12 protein-coding genes and 1 pseudogene are annotated in these 19,212 nt (G+C 41.8%); 5 read left to right on the forward strand and 8 right to left on the reverse strand.

Annotated elements, in window-relative coordinates:
* Nucleotides 1–49: 49 nt before the first annotated feature.
* Nucleotides 50–310, reverse strand: coding sequence for a hypothetical protein (locus tag AC8GE9_RS02960; protein WP_506675618.1), 261 nt, complete (start codon nt 308–310; stop codon nt 50–52).
* Nucleotides 311–419: 109 nt separating this feature from the next.
* Here AC8GE9_RS02960 and AC8GE9_RS02965 point away from each other — a divergent pair, with 109 nt between their 5' ends.
* The gene (locus AC8GE9_RS02965) at nt 420–725 is read left to right on the forward strand and encodes a hypothetical protein (protein ID WP_506675619.1); all 306 of its coding nucleotides are present in this window, start codon (nt 420–422) and stop codon (nt 723–725) included.
* Nucleotides 726–918: 193 nt separating this feature from the next.
* Here AC8GE9_RS02965 and AC8GE9_RS02970 read toward each other — a convergent pair whose 3' ends face one another.
* Together AC8GE9_RS02970 and AC8GE9_RS02975 are read right to left on the reverse strand one after the other, a co-directional pair.
* Nucleotides 919–2,061, reverse strand: coding sequence for a protein NO VEIN domain-containing protein (locus AC8GE9_RS02970; RefSeq protein ID WP_506675620.1), 1,143 nt, complete (start codon nt 2,059–2,061; stop codon nt 919–921).
* A gap of 299 nt (nt 2,062–2,360) precedes the next feature.
* Nucleotides 2,361–4,256, reverse strand: a complete 1,896-nt coding sequence (locus AC8GE9_RS02975; RefSeq protein WP_506675621.1) for a GmrSD restriction endonuclease domain-containing protein — start codon at nt 4,254–4,256, stop codon at nt 2,361–2,363.
* Between the two features lie 251 nt (nt 4,257–4,507).
* Here AC8GE9_RS02975 and AC8GE9_RS02980 point away from each other — a divergent pair.
* Both AC8GE9_RS02980 and AC8GE9_RS02985 read left to right on the forward strand, forming a co-directional pair.
* Nucleotides 4,508–5,631, forward strand: a pseudogene (locus AC8GE9_RS02980) (IS3 family transposase).
* A gap of 223 nt (nt 5,632–5,854) precedes the next feature.
* Nucleotides 5,855–7,039, forward strand: a complete 1,185-nt coding sequence (locus AC8GE9_RS02985) for a DNA cytosine methyltransferase (RefSeq protein WP_506675622.1) — start codon at nt 5,855–5,857, stop codon at nt 7,037–7,039.
* Here the strand turns inward: AC8GE9_RS02985 and AC8GE9_RS02990 are convergent.
* The 5 genes from AC8GE9_RS02990 to AC8GE9_RS03010 all read right to left on the reverse strand — a co-directional run bounded on the left by AC8GE9_RS02990 (nt 7,036) and on the right by AC8GE9_RS03010 (nt 17,997).
* The gene (locus AC8GE9_RS02990; RefSeq protein WP_506675623.1) at nt 7,036–10,359 is read right to left on the reverse strand and encodes a helicase-related protein; all 3,324 of its coding nucleotides are present in this window, start codon (nt 10,357–10,359) and stop codon (nt 7,036–7,038) included. The two genes, AC8GE9_RS02985 and AC8GE9_RS02990, sit on opposite strands and share 4 nt — an antisense overlap.
* Nucleotides 10,352–14,314 (reverse strand): Eco57I restriction-modification methylase domain-containing protein, encoded by a 3,963-nt coding sequence (locus AC8GE9_RS02995; protein WP_506675624.1) that lies wholly within the window; start codon nt 14,312–14,314, stop codon nt 10,352–10,354. The genes AC8GE9_RS02990 and AC8GE9_RS02995 overlap by 8 nt, the downstream gene beginning before the upstream one ends.
* Before the next feature lie 210 nt (nt 14,315–14,524).
* On the reverse strand, nt 14,525–16,726 hold the full coding sequence (locus tag AC8GE9_RS03000; protein WP_506675625.1) for a sigma-70 family RNA polymerase sigma factor: 2,202 nt from the start codon (nt 16,724–16,726) through the stop codon (nt 14,525–14,527).
* A 174-nt stretch (nt 16,727–16,900) separates the two neighbouring features.
* Nucleotides 16,901–17,407, reverse strand: coding sequence for an HD domain-containing protein (locus AC8GE9_RS03005; protein WP_506675626.1), 507 nt, complete (start codon nt 17,405–17,407; stop codon nt 16,901–16,903).
* On the reverse strand, nt 17,404–17,997 hold the full coding sequence (locus AC8GE9_RS03010) for a SprT family zinc-dependent metalloprotease (RefSeq protein WP_506675627.1): 594 nt from the start codon (nt 17,995–17,997) through the stop codon (nt 17,404–17,406). The genes AC8GE9_RS03005 and AC8GE9_RS03010 overlap by 4 nt, the downstream gene beginning before the upstream one ends.
* A 118-nt stretch (nt 17,998–18,115) precedes the next feature.
* Here AC8GE9_RS03010 and AC8GE9_RS03015 point away from each other — a divergent pair, with 118 nt between their 5' ends.
* Both AC8GE9_RS03015 and AC8GE9_RS03020 read left to right on the forward strand, forming a co-directional pair.
* Nucleotides 18,116–18,556 (forward strand): hypothetical protein, encoded by a 441-nt coding sequence (locus tag AC8GE9_RS03015; RefSeq protein WP_506675628.1) that lies wholly within the window; start codon nt 18,116–18,118, stop codon nt 18,554–18,556.
* Nucleotides 18,553–19,137, forward strand: coding sequence for a hypothetical protein (locus tag AC8GE9_RS03020; RefSeq protein WP_506675629.1), 585 nt, complete (start codon nt 18,553–18,555; stop codon nt 19,135–19,137). Before AC8GE9_RS03015 ends, AC8GE9_RS03020 begins: the two co-directional genes overlap by 4 nt.
* The last annotated feature ends 75 nt before the right edge of the window (nt 19,138–19,212 follow it).

Below are 19,212 nucleotides of genomic sequence, written 5' to 3' on the forward strand. Positions count from 1 at the left end.
AAAAGTGGAGTAAAAAAAATGGTATAAATATTAGATATCATCTCCATTTTTAAAGGCAAAAAATGTTTAAGCTCAGCGCACTAGGTAGTATGTTATTAGTGGTAGCAGCAACAGTACTGCCAATTAACGTCAATGCACAAGTGGCTTCGGGTTCTAACCCTAAAGCCAGCGCACCGGCGTCTACTAACAAGTCTGGCAGCGCCACGCCAGCTAGTGCTCCTGCTGCTCCTACGCCTGCACCTACGCCTGCACCTTCACCTAAACCAAAACGCTGAGAAAAGTCTGGCAGCTCTTGCGTCTGCCAGTTCACTTTTTTAAAGCTTATCCGTACTCTCCACAATGGATAAACAGGTGTTTTTGCACACACCTGAACGAGCCTGCTACATATCATCCCCTGTCATCCAACGACAGGAAAAGATATGCAAACTTCAGTTAATAAAAAACCAAGCCCTGCCACCAAAGTCAAGGCAGGATCCTTGCCCTATACAGCATCCGGGATAAAGTTCGCCACAGCTGCAGCGGTTGAGCCACCATTTATTTATATGGAGCAAAAGACCCGAGAAGACGAACACGCCGAAGCAATCCAACGGTTAGAGGCTGAGGTCGAGGCATTGAAACTAAACGCCGCAGGGATGCAGCAGGCGATGGATCAAAAAATGAAGCTTTACATCAAGATGCTTATCGGTGGGATGAGTGTGCTGGGGATGTTTGATATTTTTAGGTGAGGAGATAAAGGTAAGCATTACAAATTTTTCTGCAACGCCATCTGAATCCAACTAATCTCCGAGCGACCGCTTTGATCAGGTGCTGAGAGACATCTCAGCACCGTCGCTCCGAACTCCGCTGAGAGTTGCCGAATCTCCTCTTTGGTCACTGCATACGTTGCACGCTCCGTTATTTTTTATAAGGGCATGGCGGTCATGCCGAGCTACTTAATAGCCGTGCTTTGTAGTCAAGGGCTTCAAGCTCTACATGTGCGCTTAACGGTCCGCGCAAGATAAACAGATGTGGTTGTTTGGCAAAATTAAAAATTCGGTACAGACAGAAGGCATCCTCTTGTTCTTCAGAAAACTCAACTTCATTACGCGTAACAATAAAAGGATTGGCTGCGCCGCTGTTAGTAGTTTTGACTTCAATGAATCGGCTTTGTTCTGTAGAGGCGCCTTCGGATGAGTCGTATGACAAGATGTCATAGCCCAAGCCGTCTCCAAGTCGGTCGGAAACCCAGTCTATTTTGTTGGCCAGATCAATTCTGTTGTCATCGCCAAGCCTGACTTTTTCATACTCAACTGCCCAGGCTTCACCGTTACACCCCAAAAGGCGGTTACGGTCTTCGCGTGCGGCGTAGTCAAATTTTTTAGCCGTTCGCACTTTCAAGTTGGTTGGCGTGTAGCGCTCGACTATTGGCGTATCAATCAGTACCCCTCTAAATTGCTGCGCACCGCTTGGGGTGAGAACATCAAAGTTATCCATGACCTCGAGTAGGCTAGCGCGGTGCCTTTCTATATGCTCTTGCACCATCTTGCGCAGCAAATCTTGAACGTTTGAGCGTGGCTTATAACCTAGAATGTACGGAAGGCCGAGTTCAGCTAGTACCGCTGAGATATTGGCGTGTTTAAACTCTATTGAGCCGGTGCTACGAGCTGGGATTCGTTGTTGCAGTTGCCCATTGTGTGCAGATTTATTGTACGCAACGCCTTGCGATTCGAGATTAAGCATTTCAAAATAATCTTCGATGATGGCTTGCACCTCGGCCGCTGACCAATCGGGTCTGCCTTGTCGTACTTCAAACCCTAGGTTTTGCAATACCTTTTGTACAGTGGCCTCGCCACCTGAAAAGTCTGCGGCGCCTAAAGGCCCTTGCTCTGGGAAAGCATATCCATAGGCTGCCCCTACGATTGCCTTTGAGTCGTAGAGCTTGCCACTGGCAGGATCAAAGATTTGATATTCGCGTGATTTACCGAAACCGTATTTCTTTAAGAAAGCCGTTTGGCCCAGTGAGTCGAACTCTGCTAGTGCTGCTATTACTGCAACTCGGTTGCGGAGGTCGGTAATAGGCATGGAGAATTGGAAAATGATTATGGGCGAGGATTGGCTTCGGTTACTAATTCATACATCGTAAGCGAATTGTTACAAATTGTTTTATACCATTAGGTATCAAACAATGATTAGCCCCTTAGTTATTAGCCTTAGATTTTTTCTTATAAAACAGGATGGAAAGAACAATTTATCCACTCACCCCGCTAAAAACGCAGCTTCGAACCTGCTGTGTAGCGATTCGATATGCAATGAGCCCCGCACAGAGCGAAACCCATAAGTAAAGAATCAATTTACTGCAGCCTATTTTGAGTAATGGGCTTTCAAATCCTATTGTCCAGATTTGACTCATCATCCACCTCTACATCAACACCTTCGTCTGTCTCCGTTCCCGAGTAAACAACCTTACCAGTAGCCTGCTCAATGAGCTTTTGAAGTTTTGTTTGACGATCGCTCATGAAACCTTCAAAGTCATCTGCGCGTAAAAATGATGGCTCTATTAGATGTGAGCGGAGATAAGCATCCAGCTGACCAGGCTCAATGCGCGGTGTTTGTTTGTCACCTGTTTCTAGTTTTTTCAGATATTCAGAAGGCGCCACACCACCAATGATTCGGTTAGTCCGGAAGGACAAAGGTGTTTTGTTGATGATTGAGTCAAAGATACTTGGCGTTATCTTGTTTTTCTTGCACCAATCTTGTGGAAATATGTGATGAATATCGACGTTTTCACCAAAAAATATAGTGTGATCAAACTTTTGTCCTGAGCGGAAATCTTGTGCGCCCTCTTTCATCAACAGGGCGTTCATTCCTTTATACGCTGCAGACAGACGCATACGCATCGTTTTGAGTCGGTCGGCTCTAAAGATGGTTTCACTGACGGTGGTTGGCTCAATGCCACCTGATAGCCAAATCGGTACCTCTACAAAGTCTTTTGCGATTCGTGTTTCTACGGCTGAGCCATAGAGCTCGCCAAATACACCGTTCCAATACCAACGCGTGAGTTTGGCTCGGTTGGCTTCATGTTCCCAAGCATCACCAATGTCAGCAATGATCGCTGCGAGAGGGACGATTTGTGATTGATATGGCAGATCAAAGACCCGGTATATATGGAGCAAATGAAGAAACTTCGCCGCTTTTATAAAACCGCTTTCGACTTGTTTCTCAAATTTCTTGTATTCGGAAAGAGGCAAGTTGAGGAGGGCATGACGACTGCCAGTAATTGCAGGTAAATCTTTTCCTTGCTTGCCCGCTCTTTCAGCCTCGCGCCGACGCTCTCGCGTATGGAATAAGGATAGGGCCTGTAAAAAGTCCGTATTGCTCGCGCTAGAAATAATGCCATTGTCAGAGTCAGACGGTCTTAAGGTATCAATGAACCTGCGCTGACGGCCTCGCTGGGTTTCATCGCCATACCAGTCTTTGCGTAGCTCATGACCTTCTGCAGCGTACATCGCCGTCACTAACTCAAATGCATCAAGAGGTTTGCCGCCCGTATTCACTTTCTCGAACACAACACACACCGCTTCTTTAGAGGTGGAGCGATCAAGCGCAATTACGGGCACTCTGTAGTACTTAAAGTTTTCTAACACTTCACGTTTAAAAAGTCTGAAGGTCTCACGGACTTCTGCGTGAGCGTCACCTTTCCAGTGACTGTCAAAACCATCCTGCCAGCGATCCCAATCGAACACTTTAGTGACGGGGTACATCAGCATCTCATATTCGAGCTCGGCCGTAGATAGATCAGAGACAACGGCTCGTCCAAAGTCGGTGCGAATGACTTTGTCCTCAGGGACTCCTACGATCGCTTCTTCTCGGTCGATGCTTGGGTCAAGAGCCTTACGTATATCAATGTAAAACCATCTTTTTACTTTTTTGTTTTTGGGCGTAATGGTTTCAACGACCTTGTCTCGTAGCGTCGCTTGATATAGCGAAGTCATGCGCTGTTGGCCGTCTAGCAGCAAAGACTCTGGAGAAACTGATTTGGCTTCAGGAGGGGAGCCCTCGATCGGACGGGGCTTGAAGTTCACTTCGCCGCCAGTGTTTAGGGTCATTAGCGCCCCAACGGGAAAAGCGCGAGACAGCGAGGCTAACAAGCTTTTTATCCTATCTTCATCCCAAACCCAACTCCTCTGGAAATCCGGAAGCTGGATCTTGCCCCGCTGGCAATCCTCTAGCAGCTTGAATAAATCGTAGGGGTTTGTTTGGAATGTTGATCCGGACATTACCGTGAGTTCCTTGGCGGGAGATTGTTGTTGTTATAGAAACGAAAGTCTAAATACTCAGGATAGTTTACCTTTTTTATAGGCTTTTTATTAAATTTAAAAAGTAAGCTTCGCAATGGATTAACAGATGTTTTGATAGTCATCTGGATGTTCTCTCTAGACAGAGCGGGCCCCGGAAATTCGGACAGATAGATAAAAGGTGACAGTGCTGCTCTTTAAGGCAAAAATATTGCCAACTGGAGCGCAAGACCATGAGACGACCCCGTCGAAACCATTCAGCCACTTTTAAAGCGAAGGTGGCGTTAGAAGCAGTTCGAGGCGAATTGCCGCTAGCCGAAATAGCCGAGAAATACGATGTACATGCCACCCAGATTGCGCAGTTGAAAGCCGATCCGGTTAAAGAGGCATAAGCTGTCTTTGATGGCAGTAAACCAGATAAGCCTGATATTGATGTGCAACGACTACACTCCAAAATCGGTGAACTTGCGCTTGCTAACGATTTTTTAGAAAGTGCGCTCATCAAAGCGGGCAAGCTGAGCGCAAGAAAATGATTGACCCGACCCACAAACTTTCGATCTCCAGACAAGCTAAGGCACTGGGCATTGCCCGATCTACGGTTTACTTCAAGCCTGCGCCAATCTCGGATTCGGACCTGGCATTGATGTCGGCGATGGATCGGCTGCATCTGGACTATCCGTTTGCGGGCGCGAGGATGTTACGTGATTTGCTGCGACACCAGGGTTCGGCAGTGGGCCGTGCACGGGTCACTCGCTTGATGAGGAAGATGGGCATCGAAGCGACATACCGCAAATCAAACACTAGTCAGCGCAATTTTGCTCACAAAGTCTATCCGTACCTGCTCAGAAACTTGACCATTGACCGAGTCAACCAGGTTTGGGCGATGGATATCACGTATTTGCCGATGAAACGGGGCTTTCTGTACCTGGCCGCCGTCATCGACTGGCTTAGCAGAAAAATCCTGTCCTTCAGGCTCTCGAACACCATGCATACAGATTTCTGTATTGAAGCGGTTCATGAAGCGATTCAAAAGTATGGCGTGCCAGAGATAATGAATACCGATCAGGGCAGCCAGTTCACCAGCCTGGAATTCACCGCTCCCTTGAAGTCTCACCACATCCAGATCAGCATGGATGGAAAGTGCTGCTGGCGAGACAACGTGATCATTGAAAGGTTCTGGCGCACTGTGAAATATGAGGAGGTGTATTTGAAAGCATATCAAACTACATCAGAAGCTAGAACCCAGTTAACCCAATACATTCGGTTCTACAACGAAATGCGAGGACATCAGGCATTGAACGGACAGACTCCGGATAGCGTATATTTCAATTACCCATTTGCGGCCAAGGCCGCGTAACCCGGCAGCACGGTCACTTTATTAATTCTGACGTATTGCTGTCCAAATGATTGGGGCCACTTCTCAACTCACCATTACTCAGCCAATGGACATGATTTCTTTTGCTTGGGTCTCGTCCAACCGTGTCGAATCCTTGATCAAACAGAGATCCACTCATGATGCTAAAGATATAGCAACCAAAAGTCGAGTAGGAAATGGTATAGCAGTTCCAGTATAAAATGTAATGATGAAAAAATTTACTTCAATAGACTTGTTTGCCGGCGTAGGAGGCCTAAGTTTAGGCCTTAAAAATGCAGGTTTTGAGATCCTTTTCGCGAACGAGTTTGATCTAGAGGCTGGAACATCTTTTCAGAAAAATTTTCCAGATGCTAATGTCGTAATTGACGATATTAGAAAAATTGACTTAAAAAAATTATCAAGTCAATTTTCGGTAAAAAAAGATGTAGATTTAATTGTTGGCGGTCCGCCATGCCAGGGATTTAGTATGGCTAACAGAAAGCGAATTGAAAATGATGAACGGAATTTACTTTTTTTAGAATTCGTTAGATTTGTTAATTTTTTTCAACCAAAATGTTTTTTGATTGAAAATGTTTTGGGGATGAAATCAGAGAATGTTAATCAAGACAGTAACGAATCTAAGGTCATGGAATCAATGCGTGAGTATTTCCATGATCTAGGATATGCAATTAGCTTTAAAACCTTTAAATCTGAGGAGCACGGTGTCCCACAAATCCGTAGAAGAGTTATTGTAATTGGTACAAGATTAGAGTCAAAAAAACAGCAATTATTAAGTGGCGAACTAGGAAATTTAGAAAAAATTTGTTACTCCAAGGATGAGTTGTCACAACAAAATAACGATATTATTCAAAATTCATTATTTGACTTTGAAACAAAATTCTTATCTCCACCGACAGTTTGGTGCGCCCTTTCTGATTTGCCTAGATTAGAGGCTGGTGAAAGTGCATATGAATATCTATGTGCACCTCAGAATGAATATCAAAAAATAATGAGGGAAGGTAAGGGATTGCTTTTGAATCATTCCGCGACTCCACATTCTTCTGATGTAGTAAAAAGAATCAAATTGATTCAACCCGGTCAAAATTTTCAATCTCTTCCAGAAGAGTTAAAAACAAAATCTCATCATTCAGGTGCATGGGGGCGGCTAGAAAAAAATTCCCTATGCCCAACGATAACAACTAGATTTGATACCCCCAGTACTGGCAGGGTAATTCATCCCATTGACAATAGAACTCTATCTGTAAGAGAAGCTGCGAGGATTCAAAGCTTTCCTGATAGTTTTAAATTTGAGGGGAGTAGATCTTCCCAAGGTAAACAGGTTGGCAATTCTGTTCCCCCTCTAGTTGCTCAAAGCATAGGAAAGATGTTTATTAGAGATTTTTTAACCTAATTGGACTCAATAACCTCTTTAGATACAGCCAGCCAGACCAACAGTTTGACCTCATCAATATTGATTGGTGGTAGGGGTTCCGGTGTTTGAGTTGGCTCCATACCACTTGAATTTATTTTCTCAATTAAAAATTTTGACTTTTCAATATTTGATAGCTTTTTCTCAAACCATTCCCTCAATAATATTTCATCCCTTCTAGACCATGGAGATTCTAAGATATCTAAAGCCCTATGAGTTTTTTCTTTCTCAAAATCTTGAGGGATATTATCTCTAATGAATAGGGCAATTTTTTGATTTAAGGGGCGAACTTTAGGTTGAAGATTTGCAGGGTCAGTTTCATGCATCCAGCTTTCCCATACATCGTTTTTAACTAGCTCCCAAAAATCATATACATTATTAACCGCTATTTCCGGTAACAATAACGGAGTATCGCTATTAGATTCGATAATTCTAAGACATGTGCCTATTTCCCGAATGATGGCATCATCATTGGAAATGTCGTTATTTTGCGTCCAGTCATAATTACAATGAATAAATCTTAAATAGGTTCTTTCCCCAACTTTTATGCAATAGAAATAACCTTGATACTTTTCAGAAGTTATACCGCTACCTGATTTCCAAGGTATATTTGTTATAGACTCACGATCTGTTTCAATAGCTTTCCTTAATGTCTGCCGATACTCTTCACCGCTTTGAGAAGAGCTAAGTGTCCCTCCGCGTTCGTATATTCCCGAATCCTCTCTTAACAGCCTTTCAATTTCTTCTCTAGTTTCTGAAAATACATGCTCAGAACTTGATACGTTATTTAGTGGTGATACAACACCAATAGATGCAGCAGCCATAGCAAGTTTATTTAAAATTCGACTCTCAAGATTTAGTAACTCATCAAGTCGATCCACAGGAAAAATAGTTCGCATATAAACTTTATTATGGGTGCTGCCGATCCTATCAATACGACCATGCCTTTGAACCAATCTCATAGGATTCCACGGCATATCATAATTTATAATATGACGGCACTGCTGCAAATTAACACCCTCTGCCAAGACGTCAGTTGAAATAAGAATATCAATTAAGTCTTCTTCCCTAGAGGATCCAGAGGAAACTGGTGCAAATTGCTCTACAGCTATATTTCGTTTTAAGTCATCCTCTGAATTTGTGCCTGAAACCGATGCAATCCTTTTTCTATATGATGCCAGTTTCGGATTTCGTTCAAATTCAGCAATCAGAAAGTCTCTAATCCATCCTACAGTATCGGAATAGTAGGAAAATATTAAAACTTTTCTTTTCTGAATTTCATTAACTAAATCAGCTGATTCATCTCTAGCTTGTTTCGCTATATACTCCAACTCCTTAACTAAGGCTTTAAGTTTTGGATCATTTTCAGGAGCCGTATTTTTAAGTTTATTTTCAATTTCCTTTAAAACTCTCAAATCTGATGATAAATCTTCAAGAAGTTCTATCTTTTTATAATCTGATATTGGACTAGTGTATGTGCTATTTTCAAGAGCCTCTTCAAAATCATCATCATCATTTACAGAGTACTCATCAAGATAGCCTGTAGAAATAACAAATCCATATTCTATTGCTTTGGTAAATTCTTCATACTGATTTATAAGTCTAGATATTGTTTTACGAAAAGCCTCACCGGAGGATTCAAATCTTTTTAGTAAGCCACTCCTAATTAATCCAACCGCAGCTCCTGCTTTTCTTTTTTCTTCGTCATTAATATTAATTCGATATGTTTCTGTTTTATATCTTGCGAAAGATAATTGGTATGCAGAATCAGGATCGAGTGCTTTTACAATTAAATCAAATAAATTAGGATAGGACTCATCAAGTGCATACCTGACAGTAATCGCATATGGTTCTGGAAAAACAATTGGAACCATTTGACCATCGGAATTTCTTATGTAGTCGCTCGGATAGTGTTTTTTTACAAACAGTCGAGTTCTTTTTACCGTGGTCGCATCGATAATGGGATATAGCAAGTCTGGAGAAAGATTAGCAGGATCGTACCGCATAGCCTCTTCAAATCTCTCCCTGATTGAAATTATGCCTTTGTTTGCTAAAAAAGAATCTTGTTTAAGAAAGAATCTTGTCAAATGATATAAATCCCATAAAGAGTTATTAACTGGTGTTGCAGTCAACATTAATACATCTTTACGGGGGCCATAAAGCAGGGTTCTCAAAGCACCCGCTCGGTGAGCGGCATCTGGATTTCTATAGTTATGAGCCTCATCAATAATAATTAGTTGATATTCATCAAGCACGCGATCAATATGTCTTTGATTTGCATTAGGGCGACGCGAATCCTTTAATTGCTCTTCATTTGCAAGTTGCTCGAATGATAAAACTTCAAGATGCAGCTGGTAATCCGATTTGAATTTTTTCCATGTGCTGTCTCTTAATGATGCAGGGCAAATCAACAGAACTCTCTGCCTTCTTGCCATATAACGTGTCATTATTTCGCCAGCAATGAAGGTTTTTCCAAGCCCAACTTCATCTGCGACTATGACTCCACCGCATTCATTTATTAGCCTAATAGCCCTCTCAACCCCATGTTTTTGAAAACTAGTCAAAGGCAAATTTTTATCATTAATTGTATCTTTATCAACTTCATCGCCATATAACTCAAAAAGTACGCGAAGAAATATTTGAAATGGAGAGCGTGGAATAAATAAATCTTCAAAAAAAGATACTAAATCAAACTCTTCTGAATCTAGCCAAAGTGAATCAAACCATATTTTAGCCTCATTAATGACATCATTATCTTGCCTCGACATGTTTAGTTCACGATTAAAGCTAAGTCCTGCGGATGTCAAATTTGATGATCCAACAATAACGGAGTTATGTGTCTTATCAATATATGAATTGGATAGTATGTAAGCTTTTGCATGCATAAATGCTTTTTCGTATCTACGCACTTCAATATTTCCTTTTTTAAGCGCATCTACCATAAGCCTTATTGAAGCAGAGGTAGCCCTATTAAAAGGAAAATGATTTCGTTCTTCTTTTAAAAATTTAATCTGAGCTTGTAATTTCTCTTTAAGTTTTCTAGTTGCATAAGCATCTTGAGATTCATCTAAACGCTTATTTTGTAATTCAGAAAAATCAGGCATATCAGCACCTAGCAACAAACAAACTGTTTTGATGCCTTGCAGTGAATCAACTATCTTAACGAAACCTGCAGGACTAAAATAAGCGCTTGCAATTCTCGCTTCAGAACCATCATTTAATTTAGCTTCGTTAAAAATATTACTTAAAATATGTGATAATTTATTATCAACGTTATCGATTAAATTAGGTACGTTATTCATTTATTTCTTCTAATTTTTTTAAGACTGAATTTAATTCCGTAGAAAAATCCCAGCCTTCATGAAAGGTTTCATAGAGATTAATTAATTCTTTTTTATTTAATCCATATAATTTAGCAATCACAGCCTCAAGTTCATAAATTAAATTTGTCTTAATTTCATCAGTAATTGGACCAAATGCTACGCCAACTTTCTTTGCCCAGTCACTATATCTATCATCGACAGCTGCAAGTCTTGCACTTAACGAAACGACCTTTTTCCATAACTTTGAACCTCGATCTGGGCGTGGAACTGGCAGGGGGTTTACGATATATAGATTGACATTGGCCTCTACAAAACGTCTGATATACCAATCTAATATTCTTGAAGATAAAATTCCTAAAAGATATGCTTGATCTTTTTCATCTCCAAGAGTTAAGTCTATATATTGCGCGGATTCATAAGAGAATATATTAGGTGGGATTAACGCAACTCTCATTGTTCTCGAATCTGTTGCCCTAGATACCTTTCGAAAAAGGATTCTTGGCCTCTCACAGAAAGCATATAGCTCTTTTTTTCGATAACTACATATTTGTGTTTTAAGTGAGGGTAATAATTTTTTTGGATTTCCCCAGGCGTGATATGTTTTTGTGTCAGGTTTCCATATATCAAATGAACTGCCCGAATAAATTGGCCAATATCCCTTTGGACAAGTTTCTGAAATTAAGTCAAATTTATTTTTATCTGAAGAGGTAAATTCTGATCCCAATTGAATTTTCCATGTAACGCCATCTGTAAGATTTAAGCGTGGCGATTTTCTGATCTTCAGAAAAGTATCAATAGATGAGTCTCCTGGAAAAATTGGAATTGAGCAACTAGGCGTCCATGTCAATAAATCAGCAATTTCAATCTTTGTAAATCTAAGTTTATTTAAATCAAATGTTTTTTTATTTGAAAATGGTCCTGCGAGATATAAAAGCCCAGTACCTTTTTTAACACGTGAAAAATTTACTAAACTGACTGTATAACGAGGCTCCATATCAAATACCCATCTGCCAGTATTTACTAATGTTGTAATTTTTAATCCATCTGCTTTTTCAAATAATGATGTACGAAAGGTTTGTGATCCTAGTGCATTAAAGACTGATCTTGGAAGAACTAAGCCGGCTTTTCCACCATCATCAGAAATACATTTCCAAAACCGCCAAGAAAAGGCTTTATATAAATCCGGCTCTGCGGCATTAAGACCCGGAAAATCGCCAGATAAAACCGCTTTCCTTATTTTTCTTGACTCCTCTACCTCGGTAGCTAATTTAGCAACTAGATCTGGTCGTTTAAGATAAAGCTCGGATTTTTTTAATTCAAAATTTCTAGGTGTAAGGGCTCTCATGCCTGGAAAATGTCTAGCCCAGAATTTTTGCTCTTCAACTTTTATGGTTTCCCAGGGCGGATTACCTAAAATAACGTCAAATCCAGCCCTGTCCCTTATAAAAACCTCTGGGAATGCAATTGGGAAATGAAATACATGCAGTCCTTTTAAACATTCAATTGCCAGTTGATGTGCTTTACTTTCAAAGATGGTTTCCTTAACGCGCTCCCAATCCTCAAATGGAAAACCTTTTACTAGAAGCTCATTGCTAATATTTTTTGCAGTAATTAAATCGCATAGCGCCTTGGTTTCTTTAATGGCAATTTGACACTGCTCAAGCAACGACCTTCCACTTTCAATGTCCTTGATCGTAGAGTCTGATATTTTAGCGATTTTTAATAATGATTCTCGAGCAGTGCCTAGCAAACTTTCAACATCAATTGAAAATAAACTTTCTTCATGTTTTGGGAACGCATTTTTAATTTCATCTAAATTACCTATTCCAACAAGAGCGTTGCCGTGGACTATATTATGATCGACAAGTGATAGAGGTAGCCCTGGCACAAATGAGTGAATCCATATTGATAATCTAACTAACTGGACAGCTAGCGTATTAAGATCGACACCATAAATACATCTTTTAGCAATTAACCTTCGAAGTAATTGTCCATCCTCGATACTTATCTGGTCATAATATTCTTTTAGCTGTGAGTTTGCCGATAAGCGGAGATCATTTAATTCCTTGATAACACCAGGCAATCTTCTTAGCTGGAGTTCTTGAGTGAATCTCTTCTCGATTCGATCGATTGCCGCAACAAGAAAGTGACCAGAACCCATTGCAATATCAGCTACTCTAAAGTCAAAAAACTGCTCAGCAGCTTCTACATCTTCTAATTTATTAAGTCTATTAAAATGTTCATCAAGTGCTGGTTCTAATGATCCATCTAATAAATGCTCCACGGCAAAATCTGGTGTGTAATAACTGCCAGTTGATTTCCTTGCGCCTGATCTATTGTGTAAATAAATTTCATTTTTTTTGATTGTTATCAAATCAGACTTATTCGCCGGCAAATAGTGCCCCAAATTGTCTATTGCTAAGTCTTGGTCTGCTATGGATAATTCTGATTGCAACAACCCTTCGTAAATTGTGCCAAACTCGCGAACACTTAGACTCCTAAAATCTACAGGGCCTAACTGATTTTCATCGGTATCGGTCAAAAGCAAAGCCACTAATGCTGGTTCAAAGTATTTGTTATCAATTTTTATTTTTGATAATGTGTAACCAGCGTCAGATATCAATTTATCGTCTGAGAAAATTGTCCCAGCATATGCAGGAATACCCCACTCTCTATTCCCTTTGTTTACAGCCTGAAACACCTGATACACCTCACTCCAATGATGTTGACCAGCTGGTTCGCTTTTGTTTTGTGATACCGCCCCAAGTAATTCCTGCGCTTTCTGTTTTAAAGATCTCCTTCTATAATTTTCATTGGACCTGTAGGGTAGTAAGTCTCTATCTTCTGCATAAGCTACAAAAAGAAGTCTAAACAAAACAATCAGAGCCATTTCATATGTCAGCTTAATATCTTGTGGTGTCGGAATTGTTGTGAAATTTCTAGCTTTATTGATTCCAATAGACAAATTAGGTATGACAAAATCGTAAATTCGCTCTCTTAATTTTTCAGCTAAGTTACCAGCAAATCTAGCTGACCCTTCAATAAGCTGTGAAACTGATCCTTCCTTCGAAAGTGCATCTGCAGAAAATAATAACCATAAATAGTGAATGTCTCTCTCAGCAAGTAGTGAAGTCTGGCATTCTATATATGTTTCAGTTCGGCCTCTTTTACTTACCCCAATATTTTGTGTTGAATAAAGACGTACTTTATTTCCTTGTACAAAAATTACCCACGGTAATTGTTCTAGATCAGCTTTTGTTAATGCATAAGATATTGGAGATAACTTATTAAAACGCTCTGCGCCTGCCTCCTCAAGTTCTCCTTCCTGAAGCATTACTGCCAATGCCGTCCTTTTATCTCCAGAGCGCAGTAAATTTGTTAAGTTATCAATTCTTTCAATGCTATATCCGAGACCACCTAGTAAATCAACCCCCTTTTTATTAACTATTTTCTTTGCATACTTACTTGCATTTTCCTTATCACATCTTTCTGATATTTCTTTTTTCAAGGCGTGTAGAGCAAACAAACCTTGATTAGAAATTCCAGGTAAATCAGTACTTAATGAAGGTAACGCATCTGATAAAAATTTAATTGCGCTATGGCGATCAACTTTAGTTAGGGCTTCCCGTGCTAGTCTTTCTGCTTGGGATAAATCGCGTATTAAGATCACCGGAGGCTTTTCGCCTATCGGGCCACAAATCGCAACCTCATCCCTATGAACTACGATGACTAGTAAGGGCGATGATCTTCCACCTTTTCTATCTGACCATATTTTTGAAACTATAGTTGTTGTTATTTTTATGCTTGATATATACAAAGCAACTTCAATTGGATTAACGCCTTTACCAATATACAAATCAGTAGGTAAAATTCCATTTTGAACCTGTTGCTTTAGAGGTCTCGCGATGATATCGCTTAAAAATTTCAAGTCCATTTTTAAATTTTACCGAGTAACTATAATTAATTTAAAATTTAGTTTTTATTAACAGTTAGGATTTTATTTGCATTTTCAATACTGTATTTTTTATAGATTTACTAGGCAATCGTCCTTAAAAAGCTATTGTTGAAACCAGATTTTTAATTTTGACCGCCTTAAAATTAGTAGAATTTAAAATTAAAATTCTGTCATTGTTATTCATTGATCTTACCGCCTGTCAAACAATTCGTTCAAGATATCGGCGCGACTAGGATGTCGTAATTTACGAAACGCATGAGTTTCAATTTTAAGTATTTCCTCAGGCGAAATGCTTAAATGTTCACTAATTTCTTCAATGGAATGACCTGAGTCCATATCAATGCCGAAACGCATACGCAAAATTTTCTCTTCGATAGTTGTTAGGGAGTTGAGAACTTCATGAACTGCATCGCGCATAGACTTATTAAAAACGGAATCTAAAGCATTTGAATCAGTAAATTTCTCATTGAAATCTCTCGAATTAAAAAAAGGGTCATCACTAATCGTTTTATTTATATTATCTGGAGAATTGTTCTTGTATTTTTGATCTGCTAAAAGGAGCTTGATTGCTTGATGAATCCACCAATTGGCACACGTTGAAAATTTATAGCCTTGCCGATAATTAAATTTTTCGACTGCTCTCATCAAGCCATTGTTGCCCTCGCTAATTAAGTCAAGAAACCCTATTCCAAGGTTGGTGTATTTGCTGGCAACAGAAATAACCAAATCAGAATTAGATTCCAACATTTCTCGTTTGGCTTGATGCACTTTAGATGCTTTGAGCGCTATTGTTCTATAACTAGCTTTTAACTCTTTAATAGGTATTTCCAACGTTGTCTGCAAATTAATTAATTCTTTTTGCAGATTTTGGACAGTGTTGGAATGCTGAGCTAGCACAGGGGCGTAGTCGGATCTGCCAGCAACTTCGTTAGGTATCCATTCTAGATTAGTTACGTTAGATGGAAGTGCTTTGAGGAAGTAGTTTCGCGGCATACCTGCACGATCCACACATAAACGCATTATCTGGCGCTCAATTTTGAGTATTTCTGCGACCTGAGCACCTAACGTGCCAGCTAATTGTTCAACAATTTCAACATTTAGACGAATTTCCATCAGTTCATTTTGAATTGCCTTTTGAGCGTTTACGTACGCGGCTGAAAGATAACCATCCTTCTCGTAGGCTAAACGCATTTTCATTAATTCAGTTTCAACGGTTTTAAATTTAGCTAAACTTTGCACCAGCAGTTCTGCCAACTGTTGGTCACTCTTACCACCTGCAGGACCATCTTCATCAGTCCTTTCGGGTACGATGATAGTTCCGTAATCGACGCATTCATCGAGATCGGTTAAGCCATCAACGACTTCATCTATTCGCTCCTGACCATTGCGGATTCGTTGAGCGTGATTCAAGATATCGTTTATCAATGACGGGCAACTAGAAATCGCCATCATCATCGCTTTTAGTCCTTCCTCGATACGCTTGGAGACTTCAATTTCGCCTTCGCGTGTCAGCCTTTCCACCGTACCCATCTCACGCATGAACATGCGCACCGGGTCTGTTGTGCGACCAAAGTCTGAAGCGACCGTGGTCAGAGCGGCTTCGTCCTCGACATCATCGTCAGACGTGGCGGCAGGTGCGTTTTCACCCAACAATAACATTTCAGCGTCTGGCGCTTGATCACAGACCGCGATGCCCATGTCACTAAACGTACTGATAATGCCGTCAATCGCTTCTGCGTCAACGAGATCATCGGGCAAATAGTCATTAATTTCACCATAAGTTAGATAGCCGCGATCCTTGCCGAGCTTGATGAGAGACTTCAAGCGATTACGACGCGCTTCATACTCCTCGGGCGTCACGGGACCGCGTGAAATCAAATCTTTCGCGTCGCCCTTACCACGCTTACCGCTTTTGACTGGTTTGAAATCAGGTACAACCTCCACTTTGTGTTCGCCATCACCCGAATCACCAAAATCAGCATCGTTGTTGCCTGGGTTTTTCGAGGGGCGACCTGGGCGACGACCTGTACCTCCGGGTGGACGACCACTCGCCTTTTTAGGAGGACCTTCGCCATCGTCTACGATTGGGGCGGGCCTAGAGACATCAACCTTGCTTTCGTCGCAAAGTTTCGAAAGTAATTCTCCCAATTTGAAATGCTTATTATTCTTAGCAACGTCGGCAGCTGTCTCATTCGCATTATTTTGGGCAAGAAAATCAGCTCCCTGATCTATAAGAAATAGGCTGACTGAAATACTACCAACTGACGCTGCGAGCATCAGAGGAGTCATACCTATTTCATTGCGATCGTTAACAGTTCTTCCGTGTGCAAGGCAATGCTCAACAGCTTCGATTAAATCGGATGTGCATGCTGCTAAGAAGAGTTTGTCCATTTATGTATCTCTTTACAATTTAGTTTAAAGACGCTTTATTTATTTGAATTAGGTGCTAGCAAGTTTAAATGATACCTACTGATTGATATCTTTCATGATGTAGGTTACGCAAAATTGAACTCATCTTTGATTTTGCATTTTCTGGGAAATTTCTTTAAAAAGATAAATGAACTTTCAACTTAATTTGGAACGACTCCACCGATAAGCCCCCTCAATATGCTTAACAGCCTCAAGCGACAAAAACTTAGCACTCGGCTTAATACCAACTCTCCCTAAATCCAAGCGATCAGCATCCCAGCAGGTTTGAATCGTTGCATGGTCATGAACTTTGCCACCGCTGTGATGTTCGATCGCTTTGCAAAGAGCATCCATTCGCTTCGCAGACAGCTGAAAGTAAACCGTATTTAACGAGCGCGCATACTCGGCCGCACGCTTACCATGCTGGTAGTCCTCGTCGTCATTGTGGCGTTGGCTGTCATACAAAAAGGCAAACAGTTCAACGACGAATAAGTCAGCCGAGCGCTCGGTGCCAATAGCAACGCCGTGATGCAACACCCGCGCCCAATGGTTGGCGCCATGTATGCCATGCCAATCGATCTTGAATTGTTCTCGTATGGCTGTGAGCATACCTTGCTTGTCATAGGCTTCTCGCTGTAGCCACGTGTCTCTTTGTCCGCTCAATACATTTCCTCCCAATCCCCAATAGCCGTCATTTCAATCTTATCTTTCGGACATATCGGTGGTCCGTAATGGATGAACGCTTTCAGCATAGGCACCGTAAACCCGCACTCTGAGCATTTTGCGCGTGGTCGAGGGCGTCGGTCAATGACTTTGCTCGGGACCGTGAGCCTTGCGTGGGGATAGGGGACTAATTCCTCTGCGAGTTGTTTCAGCTTTGCTTTGAGTTCAGGTCCAGCGCCTGCGCTCCGCATAGGACCTTTCATGCCTAGCTTAAGTGCCATTTTCTTAAAGACGGAGCCATGTTTGTTTTGACAGTCATCGACGGCATGAACGAGCTCATGCAGCAGTGTGTCGAGGACCTGTACGCGATCGCTCAGCGCTGGGGAGATAAAGATCTGATTCACCTTGTCCGCCGAGGCCTTGGTGCTCCAACATTGCCCGATATGCCCACGTTTGACATCCGTACTTGTAAAGCCACAGGAAACGTGACAGTTAGGGACGAGGTAGCCTTTGGCGCTAAAGATTGGCTTGAGGGCGCTGACGGCTTGTTGCAGCCATTGTTCGCGGGTGATGGTGTTGATTTTAGGCATGGGTCAGGACGGGTCTTTTGGAGGGAATAAATTTTTAGTCTATGCCTTCAGGTGTCTCATCGGGTGATACAGGCTTTTTGGTATTGTCGATGCACGATGACTTCAAAGGCGACTGGCAATGACCGCACAATTTAGTGAAATCCTCCACTACAAGGGCGAGAAGCTCTCAATGAGAGTCACGCCTTTATCTGACTATTTCGTCTTGATGGGGATCAGTCCGGATTTTCAAGATATCTCCACGGCGTGTTGGCGCTGTTATGTTGGGAAATGGGAAATTACGCTTGACCGGCTCTACCTGATCGAGATTCGCGCGGATTACAAAGACGGCACCGAGGTGACGCTAGGGAGTCTTTTTCCTGGCTATGACAGTCGTGTATTTGCGCATTGGTATTCCGGGGTCTTGAGTATCCCGCAGGGTGACTTAGTCGAGTATGTGCACATGGGCTTCGCGAGTGTGTATGAACGTGATCTATTGATTTCCGTAGACCAGGGTGTGATTGTTGACACGCAAGTGCGTGTGAATAGAGAGCAGTCCTCTGCTAAGGAGTCCAGAGCATGAAGGATTGGCTCCTGGTTCTGCAAATCTATTTTGGTGTGGGGTTGGTGGTGTGCTTGGCCGTGGTGACTTCGCATCTGTGGATGAAGCATCGGCAAGCGGGTTCTTTAACGGATGCCCTAAAGTCTCTCAACCCCTCGCGCCAAAGGTTTTGGTATCGGGTGTTAGAAGATGTTGTGGTGCCGGGGCTGGCCTTTATCTTGGTTTGGTTAGTGTGGCCCGTTGCACTTGTCCTCAAGTTCTTTGAGATGTTTAAAAAGAAAGACGCGGAGGCGAATAGTGAGCGACTGGCCAAGGCCAAGGAGTTTGTATTGACAGAGGAGGCTTTGATCAGGGAGATGACGGTTGCCGAGATTGAGAAGGCGAATATGGTGATGGATCCGCTGGGCGCTGCGCCGAATCTTCCGTTTGGGTATTTAAATGCTGTGTGGATCGAGTTTCGGGAAGGGCTTGGGGTTGGGGAGACTTTGCACTTGTTTGAGTCTGTGGGGCCGAATGCGTTTATAAAGCAATTGATTTGGGGCTATGCGGTGTGCAAGGAGGGGAGGGTTGAGCGGTTTATGACTGCGGGGTGGCGGCTTTAGGAGTGCGGTTTGTTTGCTTTGTAATCCTACCTCAGGCTGCTTGCAATTCCTTGCTTACGCGTATGCCTGTCTCAG

The organism is Zwartia lucis (assembly GCF_965234455.1).
Classification (GTDB): Bacteria; Pseudomonadota; Gammaproteobacteria; order Burkholderiales; family Burkholderiaceae_B; genus Zwartia; species Zwartia lucis.